20 protein-coding genes and 1 pseudogene are annotated in these 22,031 nt (G+C 62.0%); 10 read left to right on the top strand and 11 right to left on the bottom strand.

All coding sequences use genetic code 11. The features are described 5' to 3' along the window. Window positions 1-2: 2 nt before the first annotated feature. From U5768_RS04770 to U5768_RS04760, 3 genes are all read right to left on the bottom strand, one after another. Window positions 3-893 (bottom strand): SMP-30/gluconolactonase/LRE family protein, encoded by an 891-nt coding sequence (locus tag U5768_RS04770; RefSeq protein WP_322029226.1) that lies wholly within the window; start codon window positions 891-893, stop codon window positions 3-5. Window positions 894-958: 65 nt separating this feature from the next. Further along, window positions 959-1,768 carry an enoyl-CoA hydratase/isomerase family protein gene (locus tag U5768_RS04765; protein WP_322029579.1) on the bottom strand — a complete coding sequence of 270 codons (810 nt, stop codon included), beginning with the start codon at window positions 1,766-1,768 and terminating at the stop codon, window positions 959-961. 184 nt (window positions 1,769-1,952) lie between these two features. After that, complete coding sequence (locus tag U5768_RS04760; protein ID WP_322029225.1) at window positions 1,953-2,891, bottom strand: LysR family transcriptional regulator; 939 nt, start codon at window positions 2,889-2,891, stop codon at window positions 1,953-1,955. A 115-nt stretch (window positions 2,892-3,006) separates the two neighbouring features. Here U5768_RS04760 and U5768_RS04755 point away from each other — a divergent pair, with 115 nt between their 5' ends. The 3 genes from U5768_RS04755 (at window position 3,007) to U5768_RS04745 (ending at window position 6,205) form a co-directional block, all read left to right on the top strand. Next, window positions 3,007-3,927, top strand: a complete 921-nt coding sequence (locus tag U5768_RS04755; protein ID WP_322029224.1) for an alpha/beta hydrolase — start codon at window positions 3,007-3,009, stop codon at window positions 3,925-3,927. Window positions 3,928-3,943: 16 nt separating this feature from the next. After that, complete coding sequence (locus U5768_RS04750) at window positions 3,944-4,879, top strand: alpha/beta hydrolase (protein ID WP_322029223.1); 936 nt, start codon at window positions 3,944-3,946, stop codon at window positions 4,877-4,879. Between the two features lie 168 nt (window positions 4,880-5,047). Further along, a complete protein-coding gene (locus U5768_RS04745) occupies window positions 5,048-6,205 on the top strand; it encodes an NADH-dependent flavin oxidoreductase (RefSeq protein ID WP_322029222.1) in 1,158 nt (385 codons plus the stop codon). 34 nt (window positions 6,206-6,239) lie between these two features. On the opposite strand, the gene U5768_RS04740 is transcribed toward U5768_RS04745, so the two are convergent. The 4 genes from U5768_RS04740 to U5768_RS04725 all read right to left on the bottom strand — a co-directional run bounded on the left by U5768_RS04740 (window position 6,240) and on the right by U5768_RS04725 (window position 9,452). After that, entirely contained in the window at window positions 6,240-6,416 is a 177-nt protein-coding gene (locus U5768_RS04740; protein ID WP_415913850.1) for a hypothetical protein, read from the bottom strand. A gap of 104 nt (window positions 6,417-6,520) precedes the next feature. Beyond that, window positions 6,521-7,981: an aldehyde dehydrogenase gene (locus U5768_RS04735; RefSeq protein WP_322029221.1), complete on the bottom strand. Its 1,461-nt coding sequence runs from the start codon at window positions 7,979-7,981 to the stop codon at window positions 6,521-6,523. 66 nt (window positions 7,982-8,047) lie between these two features. Beyond that, window positions 8,048-8,362 (bottom strand): hypothetical protein, encoded by a 315-nt coding sequence (locus U5768_RS04730; protein WP_322029578.1) that lies wholly within the window; start codon window positions 8,360-8,362, stop codon window positions 8,048-8,050. A gap of 289 nt (window positions 8,363-8,651) precedes the next feature. After that, window positions 8,652-9,452 (bottom strand): SDR family NAD(P)-dependent oxidoreductase, encoded by an 801-nt coding sequence (locus U5768_RS04725; RefSeq protein WP_322029220.1) that lies wholly within the window; start codon window positions 9,450-9,452, stop codon window positions 8,652-8,654. Window positions 9,453-9,937: 485 nt separating this feature from the next. On the opposite strand from U5768_RS04725, the gene U5768_RS04720 reads away from it, so the two are divergent. The 6 genes from U5768_RS04720 to U5768_RS04695 all read left to right on the top strand — a co-directional run bounded on the left by U5768_RS04720 (window position 9,938) and on the right by U5768_RS04695 (window position 16,633). Continuing rightward, window positions 9,938-11,191, top strand: a complete 1,254-nt coding sequence (locus U5768_RS04720) for a CoA transferase (protein WP_322029219.1) — start codon at window positions 9,938-9,940, stop codon at window positions 11,189-11,191. A 329-nt stretch (window positions 11,192-11,520) separates the two neighbouring features. Further along, window positions 11,521-12,423 (top strand): amidohydrolase family protein, encoded by a 903-nt coding sequence (locus U5768_RS04715; protein WP_322029218.1) that lies wholly within the window; start codon window positions 11,521-11,523, stop codon window positions 12,421-12,423. A 30-nt stretch (window positions 12,424-12,453) separates the two neighbouring features. Continuing rightward, window positions 12,454-13,386, top strand: a complete 933-nt coding sequence (locus U5768_RS04710; RefSeq protein WP_322029217.1) for an amidohydrolase family protein — start codon at window positions 12,454-12,456, stop codon at window positions 13,384-13,386. 104 nt (window positions 13,387-13,490) lie between these two features. After that, the gene (locus tag U5768_RS04705; protein ID WP_322029216.1) at window positions 13,491-14,918 is read left to right on the top strand and encodes a UbiD family decarboxylase; all 1,428 of its coding nucleotides are present in this window, start codon (window positions 13,491-13,493) and stop codon (window positions 14,916-14,918) included. Then, the gene (locus tag U5768_RS04700) at window positions 14,915-15,505 is read left to right on the top strand and encodes a UbiX family flavin prenyltransferase (RefSeq protein WP_322029215.1); all 591 of its coding nucleotides are present in this window, start codon (window positions 14,915-14,917) and stop codon (window positions 15,503-15,505) included. The genes U5768_RS04705 and U5768_RS04700 overlap by 4 nt, the downstream gene beginning before the upstream one ends. 30 nt (window positions 15,506-15,535) lie before the next feature. Next, a complete protein-coding gene (locus U5768_RS04695; protein WP_322029214.1) occupies window positions 15,536-16,633 on the top strand; it encodes a GTP-binding protein in 1,098 nt (365 codons plus the stop codon). A 105-nt stretch (window positions 16,634-16,738) separates the two neighbouring features. On the opposite strand, the pseudogene U5768_RS04690 reads toward U5768_RS04695, so the two are convergent. The 3 genes and pseudogenes from U5768_RS04690 to U5768_RS04680 form a co-directional block, all read right to left on the bottom strand. Further along, window positions 16,739-17,008 (bottom strand): annotated as a pseudogene (locus U5768_RS04690) (LysR substrate-binding domain-containing protein); the annotation flags it as partial. A gap of 215 nt (window positions 17,009-17,223) precedes the next feature. After that, window positions 17,224-18,606 (bottom strand): amidohydrolase family protein, encoded by a 1,383-nt coding sequence (locus U5768_RS04685; protein ID WP_322029213.1) that lies wholly within the window; start codon window positions 18,604-18,606, stop codon window positions 17,224-17,226. Between the two features lie 63 nt (window positions 18,607-18,669). Further along, on the bottom strand, window positions 18,670-20,028 hold the full coding sequence (locus U5768_RS04680; RefSeq protein WP_322029212.1) for a nucleobase:cation symporter-2 family protein: 1,359 nt from the start codon (window positions 20,026-20,028) through the stop codon (window positions 18,670-18,672). A 160-nt stretch (window positions 20,029-20,188) separates the two neighbouring features. Here U5768_RS04680 and U5768_RS04675 point away from each other — a divergent pair, with 160 nt between their 5' ends. Next, on the top strand, window positions 20,189-21,112 hold the full coding sequence (locus tag U5768_RS04675) for a LysR substrate-binding domain-containing protein (protein WP_322029211.1): 924 nt from the start codon (window positions 20,189-20,191) through the stop codon (window positions 21,110-21,112). Between the two features lie 18 nt (window positions 21,113-21,130). Here U5768_RS04675 and U5768_RS04670 read toward each other — a convergent pair whose 3' ends face one another. Beyond that, a complete protein-coding gene (locus tag U5768_RS04670) occupies window positions 21,131-22,021 on the bottom strand; it encodes a LysR substrate-binding domain-containing protein (RefSeq protein ID WP_322029210.1) in 891 nt (296 codons plus the stop codon). Between the last annotated feature and the right edge of the window lie 10 nt (window positions 22,022-22,031).

The following is a 22,031-nucleotide window of genomic DNA, read 5'->3' as shown; positions in this document are numbered from 1 at the left end:
GCTCAGGCGACGGCGACGTCGACCCGAGTGGACAACACGGCGCTCAGCGGGTTGGCGCGGCGCACGTCCGGATTGAAATCGGCGGGCGTGACGCACAGGAACAATGTGCGCCCGTCCGCACCGCCGAGAGCACATGCATAACAGTTACGATCCCCGGTCTGGATCTCTTCGAGAATGTGTCCGCCGGGTGCCACCCGCAGTACGCGCGCCTTGGTGAAATCCGCGACCCAGATCGCACCTTCGGCATCGACTTGCGAGATGCCGTCCGAGGCAACGGTGATTTCGGCCATCGACTGGATCACATCGTCGTTTTGCGGCACCGGGCCAAAGCTCGCCCAGTCCCGGCGCGCTGATAGCGAACCATCGGGCAGGATGTCGAAGGCCGAAAGCCGGTTGCCGAACGATTCGGCGACCACAAGCGTGCGGTTGTCGATGACGGTCGGGCCGTTGGGGAAATGCAGCCCTTCGCTGACCATGGTGACCGTTCCATCCGGATCGACGCGCGCCAGCCGGGCCGGGCGGCGGGGCGCCAGCTTCATGACGTCGAAGCCGAGATTGCCCACCCACGCGCGGCCCTGTGCGTCCACGACCATGTCATTCGGCTCGAATTCAAGGTGCGGGAACAGGTCGGCATGGACCACCACGGCGCCATCGTGCTCACGGCGCAGCAGCTTGCGATCGTGCATGGACACGGCGAGCAGGCGGCCATCCGGCAACCAGCCGATGCCGGAGGGACACTCGGGGACGTGCATTTCAGTGCGCAGGTCGCCACCGTCCTCGCATATCGAGCACACCCGTTCGGAGTACAGGTCGCTGAACCAGAAGCGCCCGTCGTGCCAGCGCGCACCTTCGGTATGCGTCATACCGTCCAGCAGCAGGGTAAGTTGTCTCATGTTATTAACTATTATTAGTTAGGTAAAGACGCGCGTGAGGGCGCCTCGAGCCGTCTGGCCGCGCGCTACGAAGGTAAGCGGGCCGAGGGGAAATCCGGCTGGCGTTTGCCGCGCAGCGCGGCCAGACCTTCCTTGACGTCCTCGCCCAGGAAACATAGCATTTCCATGGCGAGCGAATTGTCGAAGATGGGGCCGGCCAGGCGCATCCAGTTATTGAGTGACTTCTTGGTCGCACGAATTGCCGTCTGGCTGCCGCGCGCGAGATTTGCCGCGATGCCGAGAGACTTAGCCAGGACTTCTGCACGCGGCGTGCAAAACGTAACGAGGCCGATGCGCTCCGCTTCCTTGCCGTCGATGAAATCCGCCGTCATCAGGTAGTACTTCGCCTTGGTCATGCCGCACAGCAGCGGCCAGATGATGGCGGCGTGATCGCCCGCCGACACGCCCAGGCGCGTGTGGCCGTCGGTCAGACGCGCGTCTTCGGCCATCACGCTCACGTCGGCCAGGAGCGCCACGGCGAGACCCGCGCCCACGGCCGTACCGTTGATCGCGGAAATGATGGGTTTCTCGCAGGCCAGCATGTTGTACACGATGTCGGAAGCCTCTTTCATCACGCGCATCGTGGCTTCGTGGCTGGTCGACATTTCTTCCACGACGGACAGATCGCCGCCAGCGGAGAATGCACGGTCGCCCGCTCCGGTCACCACCGCTGCCTTGACCCTCGGATCGGCATTGAGCACGCCCCACACCTGGGTCAGTTCCCAGTGCATCCTTTTGTTCGTAGCATTCATGAAGTCAGGGCGATTCAGCGTGACGAGCATGACGCCGTCGTGCTGGGGATCGAACCGGATGAACTCAAATTCTTCGTATCGCATGCGAGTTTCCAAAGCGGATTTGAACGGGCCAGCTTGCATTGAACCCGCTGATATCAGTGGGCGCAATGCGCGCGACGCGCTCGTTCCGTACTTTGGTAGCGAGCAGGAAAAACGATTCGAGTCCGGTCGTGTCGCCTATAGTGGGAATGCGTATTTAGCGTCTTCGCAGTCCCTCTCGCGCGTATCAGGGCGATTCGCGTTCCTGTTCGAACTGTTCGCGTTGTGCGACCAGAAAATCCACTAGCGCGCGTGTTTTCGCGGGCATTTGCGAGCGCGAGGGGATGTAGAGATGGAAGCCCGGGAAGGGACGGCACCACGGTTCGAGTACGCGCATCAGCGACCCGTTGGAGAGATGATGCCGCACGCACAGATCGATGTGCTGTACGAGTCCGACGCCCTGTACCGCAGCGCGCAGCATACTGTCGTCGTCGTTGAAGATGGCGTTGCCCTGAGGTTCGTACACCACCGTTTGGGCCTCGGTGCCCGGCGTGGTGAACGACCAGCGGTCGATCGTGCCGCTCGACGTGAAGCGATAGGAAAGGCAGTTGTGCCGCATGAGATCGGCCGGCGTTTCCGGAATGCCGTGGCGGGCGAAGTAATCCGGCGAACCGACGATAGCCATCTCCAGCATGGGCGTCACCGGCACGGCGACCATATGTTCGTCGAGACTCTCACCAAGGCGAATGCCCGCGTCCAGACCTTCCGCCACGATATTCGAAAACCCGTCGTTCATGACGAGTTCGAGACGCAACTTCGGATAGCGCGCGAGGAAGTCGGCCATGTGCGGTTCCAGCAGCAAGCGCGCCGCGATCCGCGAGGTGCTCACGCGGATCTGCCCGACCGGTTCGGCATGCGTTTCGCCAATTTCCGCCACCGCCCGTTCGATCGTCGCGAGCGCCGGCGCAAGCGTATCGAACAAGCGCTGTCCTTCTTCTGTAAGCGACATATCGCGTGTCGTGCGATGCAGCAGGCGCACCTTGAGCTGCTGCTCGAGCGACTTGAGCTGCTGCGAGAGCGCCGCGCGCGAAACCTCCATTTCCGTCGCCGCCCGGGTGAAGCTGCGGTGACGGGCAATGTTCACAAACGAGGCGAGGGCGGGCAGGAGTGAAGTTTCGATCGGCATATTGTCAAGTCTAGCTTAACACTGATGTGCCTGGAAGGCGGTTTTTCCTATCCAAAAGAGCGCCTAAGATGAATCCCATCGCAACGGACTTTTCCCACACAGGAGCAAACCGATCATGCAGAACGTGAATTTCAGGAATCTCAATGGCCAGGGCGTGACGATGGCCGCCACCATCCATCTTCCGGAAGGCTTCGACGCGAACCGCAAATATGCAACCGTGGTCGTCGCGCATCCGGGCGGCGGTGTGAAGGAGCAGACCGCTGGGCTGTACGCGGGCAAGCTGGCGGAAAGCGGCCTGGTGGCGATTGCTTTTGACGCTTCGTATCAGGGAGCAAGCACGGGCGAGCCGCGTCAACTCGAAAACCCGTACATCCGTACCGAAGATATCAGCGCCGTGATCGACTATCTGGTGACGCTGCCGTATGTCGACGCCGAGAAGATCGGCGCAATGGGTATCTGCGCAGGCGGCGGCTATTCCGCGAATGCGGCCATCAACGACCGGCGGATCAAGGCTGTGGGTACCGTTAGCGCCGTCAACATCGGCCAGATGTTCCGCAATGGGTGGGAGAACACGGTCGCGGACGCGGATGCAATTCCGTTCATTCAGGCCGGTTCGCAGGCACGTACGAGCGATGCGGTGAATGCGAACCAGGCTACTCTGCCGCTCGCCCCGATGCGTCGTGAAGATGCGCCGAACAAGGAACTGGAAGAAGCCTGGGAGTACTACCATACGCCGCGCTGTGAGCATCCGAATGCGCCTGGCTTCATGACGGCCCGCAGCCTCAACCAGATCATCACGTATGACGCCTACAACAAGGCCGAAGCATTCCTGACCCAGCCGCTGCGGATCGTGGCGGGGAGTGTAGCTGGCAGCAAGTGGATGAGCGACGACCTGTTCGCTCGCGCCGCCAGCAAGGATAAACAATTCCATATTGTCGAAGGCGCGAATCACATGTCGCTGTACGACGTGCCGAAGTATGTTGACGAGGCCGTTTCGGTACTCGCGCCGTTCTTCCAGCGCACGCTCACTCATTGAGAAAACGGGACCCGTCATGAACGCCAGCAACATTCGCACCGTCACCTACAAGAATCTGGGATGGGATACGGCGGCGGACATCTATCTGCCGCCGGACTTCGACGAGACGAAGCAATACCCCGCCATCGTGAGCACGCACCCGATCGGCAGTTGCAAGGAGCAAACCGCCGGGAACGTCTATGGTGCCGCGCTTGCAAAGGAAGGGTTCGTCGTCATCGCCTTTGATGCGAGCTTCCAGGGCGCCAGTGGCGGGTCGCCACGCTTCATCGAAGATCCGTCGATTCGTGTCTCGGATATCCGCTTCGCTATCGACTATCTCGTCACGCTGCCGTATGTCGACGAGAACCGTATCGGCGCGATTGGCGTGTGCGGCGGTGGTGCCTATACGATCCATGCGGCCATGACCGATCACCGGATCAAGGCGGTGACATCAATCACCGGCGTCAACTTCGGTCGTCTGATTCGCGAAGGATTCAGCAACTTTGATCCGCTTGGCGCGCTGGAGGCAATGGGCAAGCAGCGCACCGCGGAGGCGCAGGGGGCTCAGCGCAACGTCATCAACTATTTGCCGGCGTCTGTTGACGAAGGCAGGAAGAGCGGCGTGAAGGATATCGATGTGCTGGAGGCCACGGACTACTACAAGTCCGATCGCGGACAGAAGCCGAACGGCGCCACTAGTGGGCTGTTTTCGTTCAACAGCGCGGCGATGGCCTGGGATGCTTTTCTGCATGCCGAAGTGCTGCTCACGCAGCCGCTGATGGTAGTGATCGGCGACAAGCCGGGCGCTTTTGGTGCGTATCGCGACGGTTGGGAAATTTATGGCCGCGCGGCATCGAAGGAAAAGCATATCGTCGTGGCCGAAGGCTGGTCGCACTACGACCTGTACGACAAGCCCGAGCCGGTGGCCCTGGCACTGGTCAAAGTTGTGCCGTTCTTCAAGGAACACCTGTAATCGCACCGAGGCACCGCCGATGCGGTGTCCCTGCCGGATCGTCGGTCATGAGCATTAAATCGGATACCTTATCAAATCATGAATAACGTTCTCGTCCTGGGCGCGAGCCTCGGCGTCAACGAGCCGGACACCGACGGCGACAAACCCTATTTCATGTAACTGCAGCCAATGACCAAGACAACCGATACCCTGTTCGAGGCGTTTTCCTTTCCCAACGGCTTGACGCTACGCAACCGCGTCGTCATGGCGCCGATGACAACATGGTCGTCGAACGCAGATGAAACTGTTTCCGAGCAGGAACTCGCCTGGTATCGCGCCCGCGCTGGTGGTGTCGGGCTCGTGCTGACCGGGTGCACGCATGTGACGGAGAACGGCGTTGGCTTCACGCATGAGTTCGCCGCTTACGACGATCGTTTCATTCCAGGTTTGAGCCGGCTGGCGGAGGCCGCCAAAAGCGGCGGTGCGCCTGCCGTGCTGCAGATCTTTCACGCAGGCAACAAAGCTGTCCACGGCTTGATCCCCGGCGGCGAAATGGTGAGCGCCAGCGCGACTAAAGCGTCCCCCGGACCGTTCAATGATGGCCAGCGTAGCAGCCGGGCGCTCGACCACGACGAAATACTGGATGTGATCCGTGCGTTCGGCGAAGCCACGCGGCGCGCGATCGCGGCAGGCTTCGACGGAGTGGAACTTCACGGCGCCCACGGGTTTCTGATTCAGAATTTCTTCTCCCCGCTGTACAACCAGCGCGCCGACGATTGGGGTGGATCACTGGAAAACCGAATGCGCTTTCCGTTGGACCTGGTGCAGGAGGTCAGGCGTGTCGTGGCAGCGCATGCTGATCGCCCCTTCCTCGTTGGCTACCGCATTTCTCCAGAGGAGTCGGGCGAAGGCGCGCTGCGCATCGGCGACGCATGCATGCTGATGGAACGCTTGATCGAGCGCGGCATTGACTACCTGCACGTTTCGCTCTCTGACTTGCTTGCAGGCAAACCGCTGGACTATGTGGGCGAACAGACCACCATCGAGAAGATCGTCGAACGTGTCGGGCAGCGTGTGCCGCTCATCGCGGCTGGCGGCATCCGCCAGCCGGAGCAGGCCCGCAAGGCCCTCGCGCTCGGGCTGCCGCTCGTGGCGGTCGGGCGAGGTCTCGCCACGACGCCCGATTGGGTGGAACTCAGCCGGATGGGAAGCGACGCTGAGATCGATATCGCGTTGGATTTTTCCCGGGAGCCCGAAGAGCTTCGTATTCCCGACAAGCTCTGGAACGTGATCAGGGCGACCACTGGGTGGTTCCCCGTGCGCGACGACGCACTCGATGTGGCTTGACACATCGTGGCTGCTGGGAACTTCGGACGTCAAATTAGTACGCGAGTGAAAGTGCCGTCTTTTCCCACGCGGTCGTGGTGCCGCGTTTGTTCACTGGGTGCTCGGCGCCTTGCCGCAATGGCTGCGCGGCGTCCCGCAAAATCATGTCGGCGGCTTTTTCGTCAATCATAATCGTGAATGCATTGGTCGCACCGGAGGCCGGTGCGGCCATGATGGACGCATCCGCGACCCGCAGTAGCTGTTGAAATCAGGGCGACGGAAGCTGAGAGGCCGTCCGGTGAAGCAACACGCGCGTCATAGTTGACACGCAGGCGATCAAGCCATAATGACTGTCTTCGACTCCATGAATGCGGTCAGACCTTCGACACCTCCTTCGCGTCCAATGCCTGACTGTTTGAAGCCGCCAAAGCCGATCGAGAAATCGGTGCGCGGCCCGTTGTGGCCGACCGTACCTGAGCGGATCTGTCGTGCCACCTGCAGCGCTCTGGCACTATCGTTTGTGAAGACCGCGGCGTTCAGACCGAACGGCGTATCGTTTGCCATGCCTATCGCGCTGGCCTCGTCGTCGGCAGGAATAACACTCAATACCGGGCCGAATATCTCTTCCTGCGCGATCGTCGAACGATTGTCCACGTTGCCGAATACGGTTGGCTCAAAAAAGAACCCACGTTTCAGCCCTGCTGGCCGTGTGCCACCGGCCGCCAGGGTTGCCCCCTCTACGATGCCCTTGGCGACGAAGCGCTCGACGGTCTCCCGCTGTCGTGCGCTCGCGAGCGGGCCGGAGGTCGTCTCCGCCGCGAATGGATCGCCGACCACAACCTGCTTCGCGATATTTGACAACGCTTCGACCATGGCATCGTGCTTCGCGCGGGGCACAATCACACGAGTCAGGCTGTGACAGATTTGCCCGGTGTTGTAGCCGAAGTACGACGGGCCGAGCACCTTCGCTGCGGTTTCGATATCGTAGTCGTCGAGAATGACCGCAGGAGATTTGCCGCCCAGTTCGAGCGTGACGCGCGCGACCCGGTCGCCCGCAATCGAAGCGATACGGCGTCCCGCACTTGTCGATCCGGTGAACGTGATTTTGTCGACATCGGGATGGCGGACCAACTCCTCGGACACGTCGCGATCGGCGGTCACGACATTGATCACGCCGGGCGGCAAGCCGATCTCTTCGCAAATCTCGGCAAACAGATAGGCCGAACAAGGCGCTTCCGGCGACGATTTGATTACCAGGGTGCAGCCCGCGAGCAGCGCCGGTGCGGTCTTGTAGGCCATCAGGCCGGCCGGGCCGTTCCAGGGGATGATTTCGCCCACGACGCCGACCGGTTCGTAGATGCGATAGCCAGGATTACCGGTAACCGATCGATGTTCTTCGATGAACGCGAAGGTCGATGCCATCGCCGCGTACTGGCGAAACGCTCCGCTGATGAACAACCCGAGACGCGGTTGGGCAACCTTGTAGACGATCCCGGTCTCGATCGACCACACGCGGGCAAAGTGGTCATTCAGCGCTTCGAGGCGTTCCGCGAACTTCTCGAGATAGATCGCGCGCTCTTGAGGCGTCAACCGGGGCCATGGCCCGTTGTCGAAAGCGTCGCGCGCCGCGGCGATGGCGCGCTGCATATCAGCGGACTCCGCCTTTGCCACGGTCGCCACGACTTCTTCCGTTGAACAATCGAGCACGTCGAACGTACCGGATGTGGACGGCGCGACCCACTGCCCGCCAATATAGAACTCTCGAGGGTGTTTAAGTTCGATCGTTCTCCTGGTCATTAAAATCTCCATGGCCCTCGCGAGAGAGCACTATCTAAATTCGGGACGACACTGCTATGTGTGCCGTCAAAAGACTAGGACGCCTTTGCCACTCGTTTGTTGATTGAAGTGCGCATAGGCCTCACCAGCTTGCTCAAGACTCCATTCTTCGGTAAAGAGTCTGTCCACTTCGACGCCGTGGTCAGCGATAAAGTGTGCACAATCCCTCATACCGACTTCGGAGAAGGTAAACGATCCGATCAGTGTCCGTTGCTTCCCGATCAAATCCTTCATCACGTCTATCGTGACGTTGCCGCCGACGGCCACGAGCACGACACGTCCCCACACTTTCGTACTGCGAATAGCCTGGGCACGAGGCAGTTCCCCGCCCGCGCACTCGATCGCACAGGCGACGCCTTTGCCGCCGGTTAGCTTGCGGATCTTATGCCATGACGGTAATAGTGAAGGTCAGTTCCGCACATCCCTGACGCCTTCATTTCAATGACGGCTTCTCCGTACCCTGGAACGGGGTCCTCAAAATCGAGAACGTCGATTTTGCAATCTCCCTGAAACACCATGCCGCGCATTACGTATCCTCCGACTGCACTTGAACTGGCGTGTGTGGTTCAGCCCGTGCCACGATGCGGTGATAATCCGAAATCGATGAATTCAGGCACGCCGCGTGGCATGATCAATGAACAGTCAACCCACCGGTCGGACTGAGCGTTGCACCTGTCAGGTAGGCTGACTCGTCCGATGCCAGGAACGCGACGACCTGGCCGATATCGGGTGGTGCCGCAACGCCGAGCGGGCAGCCAGCGACGACCTTCTCGTATTGTTTGCGATGCTGTGCAGAGACCTTGCTGTCCGCGCCGAACACGGCCTCCCACGAAGGGCTATCCCGCACGACCGTCACGCAAACACAATTGACCCGGATCTTGTCCTGCGCAAGTTCCTTGGCAATGACTTTGCTCGCCCGGATCAATCCCCCGGCAAACGTCGAAACGGCGGTTTGGCCCGGCGTCGGCACCCGGCCACCTTCCGACGTCACAAAAATCACGCTGCCGCCACCCCGCGGACGCATAAAGGGCAACGCGGCTTGTACCGGGAGGAGCTTGGCCGCCGTATTTTCGGCCACCAGCGCCGCGACACGCACGAGATCGATATTGACGAATGGGCCACGGACTTCGGGAGAACGAGCCTCGTCGTCGTTGCCCCCTGCATTGGCAACGACAATATCGATGCCGCCGTAGCGGCGGGCGGTCTCCGAAGCCAGCGCGTCCATATCTGCCTTCGATCGTACGTCACCGGCCCGAAAATCCGCCTTGCCTCCCGCCTGGCGTAGCTCGTTAAGGACAGACTCCGCCTTTGCCGAACTCCGTCCACTGATCACGACAATTGCGCCGCGAGCGGCAAGCTGCAATGCGATGCCTTTGCCGATCCCGCCGGTGCCGCCAGTGACGATGGCTACTTTCCCTTCAAGGTTGCTCATCGAAAATCGCCTTCAAATCATGGAAGTATTTGGTCGAGCGCGCCCGCCGAACGGGTACTCATGACATTGCGGACCGTGCATAGCAGGCCGGTGGCTCGCGGGTGACAGGCGGGCGGCCGCGCAAGTCCTATGGGCCGCCGCCTGTCGGGATGTCCAATATTAGGTAGCACGCAGCCGTAATTCGAGTGTCGTTTTTCGAATCACCTGTTGACGTTTTTCGAACCGGACGTCGCAGCGTTGTCGCATGTGAGTGCGAATACCTTGCTGGCTGACGAATTGGGGCAATGGCGTGGTGGTCCGGGGCAGCTTCCGCCTGGATCTGTCTGTTCGTGATTCTGCAACCCCGGATTCGCGAATCAGCATTTGAACGCGGCGGCCCGATACGCCTAGCATTGGCCATATCAATTTGCACCGCGGCTCTGAAATCGGAACGATCCAATGAGTGCGCGAGAACTGTTTCAAGAGACGATCGGAAAGGAGACAAGATGGAGGAGGCACTTCATGATTCGCGGGTCGAAGCGAACATCGGCAACGGGCGTCCGTTGGCCGGCATACGGGTACTGACTGTCGAGAATTTCATCGCAGCGCCGTTTGCGTCAATGTGGCTCGCCGATGCGGGAGCGGAAGTCGTCAAGATCGAGGCGCGAGAAGGTGGTGATTTTTCGCGGAGCACGAGTCCTGTCAAACCTGATGCCGACGGCAAGCCGAGCGGCCTTGCATTTCTGCGGACGAACCGGAACAAGAAAAGCGTTACGCTCGACCTCAAGCATCCTGAGGGGCAGCGGCTCTTCAAGGAACTCGCCGCGCAAGCCGACGTCGTGATTGAAAATCTGCGGCCGAACGTCATGGACAGACTGGGAGTTGGCTACGCAGAGTTGAGCAGGATTAATCCGCGGCTGATCTATGGCGCTATCTCTGGCTTTGGACACGACGACGTATTGCCCAGTCCGTACGGCGACTTCCCCGCGTTCGACATCGTGGGGCAGGCAATGAGTGGACTGATGTATCGTCCCGAACGCAGCGGCGATCGGCCGACCTATCTCGGCTTCTCGCTTGCCGATATCGAGTGCGGGATCCTCGCGCTCTATGGCGTTGTGCTGGCGCTTTTGCACCGGCAGACTACGGGTAAGGGCAAGAAGATCGATATTTCGATGTACGATGCATCGTTGGTTCTCAACGAAATTTCAGTTGCCATGTACTCAGCTACGAAGCGAACGTCGCCGCCAGGCGTCCATGCCGTCACTGCGCCGTTTGGAACCTATCGCGCAAAAGATGGCTATATCGTCATTGCGGTGCTGGGTGAACACATTTGGAAGCGCTTTGCCGAGGTAATCGGCCGGGCGGATCTGACGCGTGACCCGAGATTCGCCGATGGCATGTTACGCAAGCAGCATCTGGACGAACTGAACGTCGAGATCGACGCGTGGCTAGCCGATCGATCGCGGGAGACGGCGCTCGCGACGCTGCGCGCGGGTGGCGTGCCGTGCTCGACTGTCAACGATGTACCGGATCTGTTCGAATGTCCTCATGTTGCAGCCCGAAAGATGCTCATGACGCTCGACGATCCGGTGTGGGGGCACATTGAGGTGGCGGGGAATCCGGTCAAGATGTCGGACGTTCCCGAACCAGAGGCGAAAACGCCGCCGAAACTCGGAGAGCACAATTCGAATGTGTTGCACGAGTGGTTGGGCATGGACGAGGGTGAAATCGGGAGATTGCGAGAGTCGAAGGTGATCTGAACCTCGCGAGGACCCAACTTCTACGACGCCCCCAGTCTTCTTGCGCCCGGAAAATTTCGTATCGCGCTTGACAAACGGATTTTGCTCGCGGCATGATGCGGTCGTGGGTAGAAGCGGTCGGTTGAACAAGCAGCGGCGCAACGTCGCGAACGTTCATCTGGAGATTGCTCACTGACGGAGTTTCTGTCGGTGGCGCCAATCGATCCTTTGCCGCTCTCACAGTGCTCCCGAAATCGAGGCAGTCCAAAACGGTGTGTGTGCCGCAAGTGCGGCATCGCATGCGCCGTGGTCTGCTGAGTTCCACGTCAAGCACTGCGAGGAGAGCCCGCATGATTATCGACACAAGCTGCTACCCGACGAATCTCGTCGATCTCGCGTGGCGGCACGATGGCGACCCGTTCACCGGCGAGCGCCTGATCCAGATGATGGACGGCCCGTTTCTCATCAACGGCAAGCCGCGCCGCATCGACAAGGCATTCATCCAGCCGCCGCAAGGCAACACCATCTACACGTACACCGACGGCGTGAAGTCGGGCCGCGAATCGATCGACGCCTATATGGGCTACACGGTCGAAATGGTGACGAAATATCCGGACCGCTTTATCGGCTGCTTCGTGTACAACCCGCGTTGCGGCGTCGAGAACGGCGTAAATGCGATCGACCACTACGTGCGTAAGCTCGGCTTCAAGATGGTCCAGTTCCAGGCGAACATGCACGCGTACCGCCCCGATCGGGCACTCGACTGGCTGCGCCCCGCGCTCGCGAAATGCGCCGAACTGGGCGTGCTCGTAAAACTCCACACGGGCGATGGGCCGTATAGCATCCCAACCGAATGGGTGCCGATGATCAAGGAATTTCCGACCGTCAATTTCATCATGGCGCACTTCGGAGTGCAGACGGGTGGCGTCTACTGCTTCGAGCCGTTCCAGCTTGCGATGGACTTGCCGAACGTGTACTGCGAATCCGGCTGGTGCCTGCAGTCGCGTATCGTCGAGTTCGCGAAGGTGCTACCAAAGCACAAGATCCTGTTCGGCTCCGACACGCCGCCGAATGAACCGGGGATGTGGCTGCGCCTGCTCGAAGTGCTGTGCTTCGAGCCTCCGCAGGGGCTCAATCTCGACGAAGCAACGCTAGAGGACTATCTCGGCAACAACACGGCCCGGATGATCGGCCTCGAACCGACGTCCGCGCCGAAGACTGTCGAAGCAGCACAAGCGCTGCTTGCGGCCTGAGCGCCCGTCACACGAACCCGGAGCAAGAGCATGATCATCGATACCCATCTGCACCCAACCAATCTCGTCGACGAGGCGTGGCGCCACACCGGCACGCCGTTTACCGGCGAGCGTCTCCTGAAGATGATGGATGGCCCGTATATCATCAACGGCAAGCCGCGCCGCATCGACATGGGCTTCATTCAACCGCCGCCCGGCAACACCGGCTATCGCGACGGCAATCGCCGCGGCCGCGAAGGCATTCGCGACTACATGGCGTACATCGCGGAGCTTTGCCAAACGTATCCCGACCGCTTTATCGGCAACTTTACGTTCAATCCGCGCTGGGGCCCGGAAGAGGGCGCGCTGGAACTCGAGTTCCACGTGAAGGAGTACGGCTTCAAGATGTTGAAGCTGCACGCGAACATGCACGGTTATCGTCCCGACCGCGCGCTCGACTGGCTGCGCCCGGCGATGAAAATGTGCGCGAAGTACAACATCGTCGTGTTGATCCACACCGGCGATGGGCCCTACACGATCCCGACGATGTTCTACCCGATCATCCGCGAGTTCCCGATGGTGAACTTCATCATCGGACACTTCGGCATTCAGACGGGCGGTAACTACTCGTTCGAGGCGTTCTGGATGGCGATGGACACGCCGAACGTGGTCTGCGAATCGGGCTGGTGCTTCCAGTCGCGGATCGTCGAGTTTGCGCGCGAACTGCCACGCAAGAAGATCGTGTTCGGTACTGATACGCCGCCCAACGAACCCGGCATGTGGCTGCGCGAGCTGGAGATGCTGTGCGGACCCGCACCTCAGGGAATGGATCTCGATGAAGAAGGCCTCGAGGACTACATGGGCAACAACATCGCGCGCCTCGTCGGCATCAACCCTTCGCCGCCGCCGCGCAACCTCGAAGAAGCGAAGCTGCGCTTGACCGATAGCTACGCCTCGCTCGACGACGTCGCCACGCAGTCGTAGTCCGCGTAGACCATGCGGCGGGCCGGTTCTCCAACCGGCCCGCGACCGCAGCCGAGCGCGACGGCAGTACACCGTCGAAAGGCTGATGACAAGGATACCTAACCATGACATCGTCCCGTTCGTCCGCGCTCGACTGCGTGAACGCCAACCCGCAGGACTTCCGCCATTTTCTGTCCGGCTATCGCGCCGCACACCCTGAAGATGTGCTCATGATCCACGAGCGCGTGAGCGCGGACCAGGAGCCGACCGCGCTGGTTTGGCAGCTCGCCGCGCAGGGCCGTCATCCATTGCTCGCATTCGATCAGATCGACGGTTGGCAGACGCCGCTCGTCACAAACGTGTTCGCGTCGAGAAAGCGCATGGCGTGGATGCTCGACACGAACGTCGCTGATCTGCACGCGCAATTCCAGGCGCGCAGCCGGCGCATGATGGCGCCGCGCGTCGTATCCGATGGGCCGGTGCTCGAATCGGTCGAGACCGAGCGCGTCGATCTGAGCGTGATCCCTGCGATCAGGCATTTCGAAACCGATCGCGGTCCCTACATCACGAATGCGATTCTGATTGCCGAGGACCCGGAAACGGGCATCGGCAACGCCAGCTATCACCGCTCGATGCTGCATTCTCCGACCGGGATCGCCACCAGCCTGCATTCGCGCGGCCACTTGTGGCGGATGCTGCAGCGCGCCCAGGCGCTCGGCAAGCCGCTGCCGGTCGCGATGGTGATCGGCGCGCATCCTCTGTTCATGCTCGCGGGCGCTGCGCGGCTGCCCTACGGTGTCGACGAGCGTCACGTGGCGGGCGGCCTGCTCGGTGCGCCGCTCGACGTCGTGAAGACGCCGCGCTATGGCATTGCCGTGCCCGCGTATGCCGAGTTCGTGCTCGAAGGCGTGATCGATCCGCATGCCCGCGCGGACGAAGGGCCGTTCGGCGAGTTCACGGGCTATTCGTCCGACCGCTCGACCAACAATCTGCTTCGCGTCGAGAGCGTGCTGCGCCGGCGCGATCCGCTGCTGATCGACGTGATGGGCGGCAATTCGGCCGAGCATCTTAATCTGGGACGCGTTCCTCGCGAATCTGAAATGGTCGAGAAGCTGAAGGAGCGTTTTCCGAGTGTGACGGCGGTTCACTATCCGTCGTCGGGCACGCACTTTCACGCGTACGTCGCGCTGAAACAGTCGCGGCCCGGCGAAGCGCGTCAGGTCATGCTCGGCCTGCTTGGCTGGGACCCGTATCTGAAGAACGTCGTCGCGGTCGACGCCGATGTCGACGTCACGCGCGACGAGGAAGTTCTGTGGGCGATCGCGACGCATCTGCAGCCCCATCTCGATGTCGTGATCGTCGACGGCTTGCCGGGCAGTGCGCTCGATCCGTCTGCGTCGGGCGTCGGTACGACTTCGCGCATGGGCCTCGACGCGACGCGCGGCCCGCGGTTCGACGGCGTGCGCGCGAAGATCGGCGCGGAGGCGATGACGCGCGCCGCGCAACTGCTCGGCGGCCAGGGGACGCCCCGCACGTGGAGGGGCGAATCATGAAGAAGCGTTTGATTGTCGCGATCACCGGCGCGAGCGGCGCCGCCTATGGCGTGCGCCTCCTCGAACAGCTTGCGCGAATCAAGGACTGCGAAACGCATCTCGTGATGTCGTCATCCGGCCTGCTGACAGCCGGGCACGAGCTCGGCATGAGCCGGCGCGACATCGAGGCGATTGCGGATGTTGTGCACAACGTACGCGATATCGGCGCATCGATCGCGAGCGGATCGTTTCGCTGCGACGGCATGGCAATTGCACCGTGTTCGATGCGCACGCTTGCCGCGATTGCAACCGGTCTCGCCGACAACCTGATCGTGCGTGCGGCCGACGTCATGTTGAAAGAGCGTCGCAAGCTCGTGCTGCTCGCGCGCGAGACGCCGCTCAATCTCGTGCATCTGCGCAACATGACGACCGTGACCGAGGCGGGCGCGATCGTGCTGCCGCCGGTGCCCGCGTTCTACAACCATCCACGTACGGTCAACGACATCGTCGATCACACGGTCGGGCGCGTGCTCGACCTGTTCGACATCGAACATGAAGGGCTCGTCAGCCGCTGGACCGGGCTGCGCGCCGACACCGCCACGAACTGATATCCCGGACCTCGAGAAGGAGACGACACAATGAACTCGCTCAATACGCAAGCCACCTCGCGACCGGTGCCGGTCACGATCCTCACGGGCTTTCTCGGCTCGGGCAAGACGACGCTGCTCAACCATATACTGACCGAGCGCCACGGCTACCGCATCGCCGTGATCGAGAACGAGTTCGGTGAAGTCGACGTCGATTCGGATCTCGTGATGACCTCGGACGAGGAAATCTTCCAGATGACGAACGGCTGCATCTGCTGCACGGTCGACGTGCGCACGGATCTCGTGAAGATCCTGCAGAGACTGCTCGAACGACCCGAGCGGTTCGATCATATTCTCGTGGAGACGAGCGGCCTCGCAGACCCGACGCCGGTTGCCGCAACGTTCTTCATGGATCACGACGTCGCGCGTCAGGTTGCGCTCGACGGTGTCGTCACCCTCGTCGACGCGTTGCACATTGAGAGCCATCTCGACGATCCCCAACTGCACGGGTTCGACAATCAAGCGGTCGACCAGATTGTCGCGGCGGACCGGATCATCGTGAACAAGACCGATCTTGTGGACGCCGATACGGTCGCCGCGCTCGAAGCGCGATTGCGCAAGCTGAACGAGGGCGCGCAGATTTTGCGTTCGAACTATGCGCAGGTCGATCTCGCGAAGATCCTCGGCATTGGCGGCTTCACGCCGTCAAACGCGAACCTCGACGAGCGCGACCATCACCACGGCGACGATCATGATCACGTTTGCGACGAGGCCTGCGATCACACGCACGATCACGCCGATGAAGAGCGTGTTCACGGACATCGCCACGACCCCTCGGTGAGTTCGGTGTCGGTCGTATTCGATCGGCCGTTCGACCGCGCGAGGCTAGAGGCGGGCTTGCGCGCGCTGCTTGCCGCGCAGGGCGACGACGTGTTCCGCATGAAAGGCATTTTCGATGTCGCGGGCGATGCCAGGCGTCACGTAGTCCAGGCAGTGCACCGGCAGCTCGATCTGCACGCGGCGCAACCGTGGCCGGACGGCGAGCGGGAAAGCAAGATCGTGTTCATCGGCCGCAACCTCGATCGCCTTCGCCTGAAGGTGATGCTCGATTTGTGCGTGTGGCGCGAGCCGGTCGCCGTTGAGGTTTGACGATCGTTAGCACCGGGCGCGGTCTCGCCCGGTGCGCTGGACTATCGACGCAGTGGAGAAACGTATTCGCCCAGGCTTTCTCACGCCGGGCCTTCGCGGTGGCGCTCAGCCACTAATCGAACCCAGGACGCCCATGATTTCCTCGGCGAGCAGCAAGCTCGCCAGGCCGCGCCCGTGCTTTTCCCGCCGTACGAGGGATAAAACGTTCCTGCTAAAGGCACGGTCGCGAATTTGCCGGTAGGTGAGCACCTCCTCCCGGTACTCGTCCGCGATGTCGAACTTGCTCAGAAAAGCAATCGCCTCGCTTGCTGCCGCGAGGCGCTTCATCGTCTCGATCGAATTCGTGCGAAAGGCCGGTTCGACGCTGAGTCCGGCTTCCTCGAAATCATGCTCGAGCTGTTCATGTTGTTCCTGACGTTCCTGGTATTGGGCAAGGGCCTCAGGCTAAAGAACTTCGCTTCGTTGATTCCGGCATTCGTGCTGGCCGTGTGTCTGGATTTCAACTTGATGCTGACGCGGTCGATTGGCTTTGAGCCCTATGTTGAGGCAACTGGACGCGCCTGCCGCGGGCACGCACAGCCGCCGCGCGCTCAGTCCAGCAACGCCCGCACGCCTTCGGCGGCGTCGCGGCGCAACGCCTCGACGTCGAGGCCAGGAATCTCGCCGTTTTCAACCACCACGCGGCCATTGACGATGCTATAACGCACGCGTGCCGGCTCGCCGGCTGTGACGGGCGCGACCGCGCGGTCGTGGAAACCGTCGAAGCGCAGCGCATTGAGGTCGTAAAGCACCAGATCCGCAGCCTTGCCGGGCGCAAGCGTGCCCACATCGTCGATTCCCAGCACGCGCGCGCCGCCGGCCGTGCCCCAATGGACAACTTGCTCAACCGTGGTCGCCGCGGCGCCGTGCGCGGCCCGGTGCACGAGCCACGCGAAGTTCGCCTCATGGGTCATGCTGCCCGATTCGTTGGACGCGACGCCGTCGACCGCGAGCGAAACGGGCACGCCTGCATCTGCCATGCGTGGCGCGGGCGCGATGCCGCTGCCAAGACGTGCGTTGCTAACCGGGCAGTGTGCACAGCCCGTGCCGGTTTCGGCCAGCAACGCAATCTCGGTGGGCTCGAGATGCACGAGATGTGCGAACCAGACGTCGGGGCCGAGCCAGTCGTGGTCGGCCACGAACTCCACCGGCAGCTTGCCGAAGCGCTCGCGGCAGAAGTCCACATAGCGCGTGGTCTCCGAGAGGTGCGTGTGCATGCGCAGCTTCATGCCGCGCGCAGCGCGTGCCAACTCAGGAAGGAGTTCTGGCGGCAGCGAGAAGGTGGGCGTAGTGGGCGCGAGCACGACACGACGCATCGAGGCCGGGCCGCCGTCGTGATAGCGCGCCTTGAGGCGCTCGATATCGGCGAGCATCTGGTCCAGTGTTTCGGGCTGGAGCGCTATCTTCGAGAAGCCAGGATGATCGCCCGCAGCTTGCAGCGCGCCGCCCCGGCACAGCACGAAGCGCAAACCGAACGCGGCCGCTTCCTCGAATAGCAGGTCGCCAGTCTCGACGGTGCCGTGCGCATGATACAGATAGTGGTGATCGGCGCACGTGGTCACGCCCGAAAGCAGCATTTCCGCGAGCCCCAGCCGTGCCGCCGTACGTGCGAGTTCAGGCGTAAAGCGTGCAAGACGCGGATAGGGCACGGCGGCGAGCCAGTCCTGCAGGTCCGCATTGATGCCCGCCGGCACCGCCTTGAGCAGATTCTGGAACAGATGATGGTGCGTATTGACCCACCCTGGATAAACAACGCAGTCGCGCGCGTCGATCACGCGTTCGCCGGAGCGGGGCGTGAGATTGGGCGCTATCGACTCGATTCGACCGGCCGTGATGCGCAGGTCGACCTGGCCAAGGCGCGCATCAGCGCCCATGCGCCCGCTCATCACGGCGGCAGGATTGCGGATCAATATCGATTCATTCGATACGTTCACGATAAGACATCCTCACTAAATTCAGGTAATGGAAAACGTGACGGTTTCAGCGGCCCCTGCCGGTCATTCGCGCGCCATCGCGCCGCAAGCCGCTTCCGCGTGATCCTCCTTACGCTCAGCGGGGCGCACGCCGTTCAATATCGCGTTGAGCAGGACGGAAACGAAGCACGCAAGCACGACGCCGCTGTGCAGAAAGGGCTGCGTCCACGCAGGCATATGTCCGAACACCTGCGGCGCCATCACCGGAATCAGCGCGGTTGCGATTGTGAAGCCCACGATCATCACGTTGTAGCGGTTGCCTTCGTAGTCGACTTTCGCGAGCGTCTGTACACCTGCTGCGACCACTACGCCGAACATGGCAAGGCCTGCGCCGCCGAGCGCCGCCGAGGGCGTTGCGGCCACGAAGGCACCGAACTTGGGTACGAGCGCCACGGCGCACATCAGCAGGCCGCTTACCGCGACGATCCAGCGGCTGCGTACGCCGGTGAGGATCACGAGGCCGACGTTCTCCATGAACGCAATGAAGGGGAACGCCGCGAACATGCCGGCGATCGCGCTCGCCACGCCGTTGGCGCGCAGGCCGCGTACGACATCTTCCTCGCTCACGTCCTTGTCCACGATGTCGCCGATCGCCACGAACAAGCCCATCGATTCGACCATCTGCACGATCATCACGACGGCCATCGTGGCGATGGCCACTATGGAAAACACGGGCGTACCGAAATAAAACGGCACCGGCAGTGTGAACCAGGGCGTGGCGGCCACGTTGCCGTAGTGGCCCATGCCGAGCGCAACGGCGAGTCCTGTGCCGGCGACAAGCCCGATCAGCACCGAGAGATTGCGCACGAACGGCGTGCCGAACCGGTTGACGAAAAGGATCACGGCTGCGACGAGCAGGGTCACGCCGAGAAAGGGCAGTGAGCCGAAGTCGTGCTTCGCGACGTTGCCGCCGCCCACCCATTGATAGGCGACCGGAAAGAGTTGCAACCCGATCACGATGACAATGCAACCGGTCACGACGGGTGGAAAGAAGCGGCGCAGCCGGCCGACGAGCGGCGCGGCGAACGCCGTGAACACACCTGCACCGATGACTGCGCCGCACACGCCCGCGAAGCCGATGCCCGGAGTGAGGCCAATGGCGATCACGGGCCCGACGCTGCTGAACGCGACGCCTTGCAGAATGGGCAGGCGCACGCCCAGCTTCCAGAAGCCGACGGTTTGCAGGATCGTCGAGATGCCGGAGCAAAAGAGTGCGGTGCTGATGAGGACTGTAGTGTCGGCCGGCGACATCTTGAGCGCCGAGGCGACGATCAGTGGCACGGCGATCGCTCCAATATAGGCCACCAGCATGTGCTGCATGCCGAGCGTGAACATCTGCCGCCAGGGCAGGATCCGATCGACGGGATGTGAGGCAGTATTCATGACGTGTCTCCAGAGTGTCGTGGCCGGCGGGTACGGTGCCTGCCGGATGCTTCGGATAGCTATTCAGGCCTCGGTCTTGCGACGCAGTTTCACAAGACGGCAGGGCTCTGTACAATATTTTTTGCCCTCGATCTTGATACGTTTTCGATATGGAAAGCCTATGGATCTGCGCCTTTTGCGGTACTTCGCGGTGCTCGCCGACGAACTTCATTTCGGGCGCGCAGCCGCGCGCCTGCACATCTCGCAGCCACCGTTGAGCCAGCAGATCCGTCTGCTCGAAGAGGAGTTGGGCACGCCGCTCTTCAACCGTGCGCAGCACCGCGTCGAGTTGACCGAGGCAGGGAAAACACTGAGCAAGCAGGTGCCGCTGATCTTCGGGCAGCTAGAACGAGCGATCGATCTCACGCGCTGCGCCGGCCGCGGCGAGGTGGGCAGTCTCGCAGTGGGCATCATTAGCTCGGCGATGGTCGCGCCGATTCCGGGCGCGCTGCGTTCATTTACGGAGCGACACCCGCAGGTGCATTGGACGCTGCACGAAATGACGCCTACGGAGCAGATCGCCGCCTTGAAGGAGAAGCGGCTCGACGTGTGTTTTTTTCGGCTTTACCAGGACGACCCGGAAATTCGTAGCGAAGCGATCGGGCGCGATGCGGCCCTCGCCGCGCTGCCGGCCGGTCATCCGCTCGCCGGGCGTGAGGAAATCCTGTTAAGCGAACTGGCCCACGAGCGCTTCGTTTCGTTCGGTCTTCGCCAGTCGCAGCTCGCGCGATTTCTTCAGGACGCTTGCGTGAAGGCGCGTTTCACGCCACATATCGAATACGAGGTAGTCGAGGTGCACACGTTGCTTACGCTCGTGAGGGAAGGGCTCGGCGTTGCGCTGCTACCGGGTTCCGCGCGGCAGATCTCGACGGGTGGGGTGGCGTTCGTGAAGCTCGCGCAGGCCGAACTCGAGGTCTCGCTGCACGCACGCTATCGGGCGGACGACGCCTCGCCCGTACTGCACGCCTTTCTCGAAACCGTCCGCGAAGTGGCCGCCGCCATGTCCGGTGACGCAGCAAGCGCCGGGCGCCCCACGCAAAATTGAAGCGCGGGCGCTGAAGCATCAGGCCAGCGTACGGGCGGCCATCTCGCCGATGATTTCGACAAGCGGCGCAACCAGCGCCGCGCGCTCGCGCGGCCAGATCGCGTAGAGGTTGTAGTGGGTGGGAAGCGTGACGTCGTTGAGCGCCACGATAGTCCCCTCACGGCGCGCGTCGGCAGCGAGCAGTCCGCGTGCGAGACCGGCGCCTAGCCCGGAGCGCAGCGACGCCACCAGCCCCGCTGCGTTGTCCAGCACCGCAACGGTGTCGGGTTCCACGCCGGCAAGGCCGGCTTCTTCCAGCCAGGGTATCCACGAACGCTTCGTGTAGCCGAGCAGCGGCAGCGTCAACACCTGTTCGGGAGTGAGCGGCAGCGCGAGTCCATGACGTTCGAGCAATGCGGGCGCGGCCATAGCCGCTAACCGGTCGTGGCACACGAGCGTGCTGTCTACGCCTTCCCATTCCCCATAGCCGTAGCGCAGCGCGAGATCGACGTGTTCGAACGCATAGCGGTCGTAGCGCGGCGCGGAGAGCACGGTCAACGGCATGCCTTTCAGTGCATCGACGAGCGTGGGCAAACGCGAGGGAAGCCAGCCCTGCATGAGTTCCGGATCCACGTCGAGCGCGATGGAAGGCCCGGCGCGCCGTCCCTTGACGCTCGAGATTGCGCGGTCGATCTGCTCAAGGCCGTCCGATAACTGACTGGCGAACAGCGTACCTGTATCGGTGAGCGTGACGCGGCCGCCAACGCGTGCGAACAACGGCTGGCCGATGAAGTCTTCGAGCGAGCGGATCTGCTGGCTGATCGCGCTGTGCGTGAGGGCAAGCTGACGTGCAGCGCTCGAAAAGCTGCGGGCCCGTGCCGCCTGCAGGAAGGCCTGCATCGACTGGATCGAGGGGTAGCGCTTGAGCATGTGTTAGTCC

It is taken from the genome of Paraburkholderia sp. J76 (assembly GCF_905220295.1).
In the GTDB taxonomy this organism is placed as follows: domain Bacteria; phylum Pseudomonadota; class Gammaproteobacteria; order Burkholderiales; family Burkholderiaceae; genus Paraburkholderia.
The sequence above is the reverse complement of the archived record's forward strand: the minus strand, read 5'-3'. Positions and strand labels throughout refer to the sequence as shown.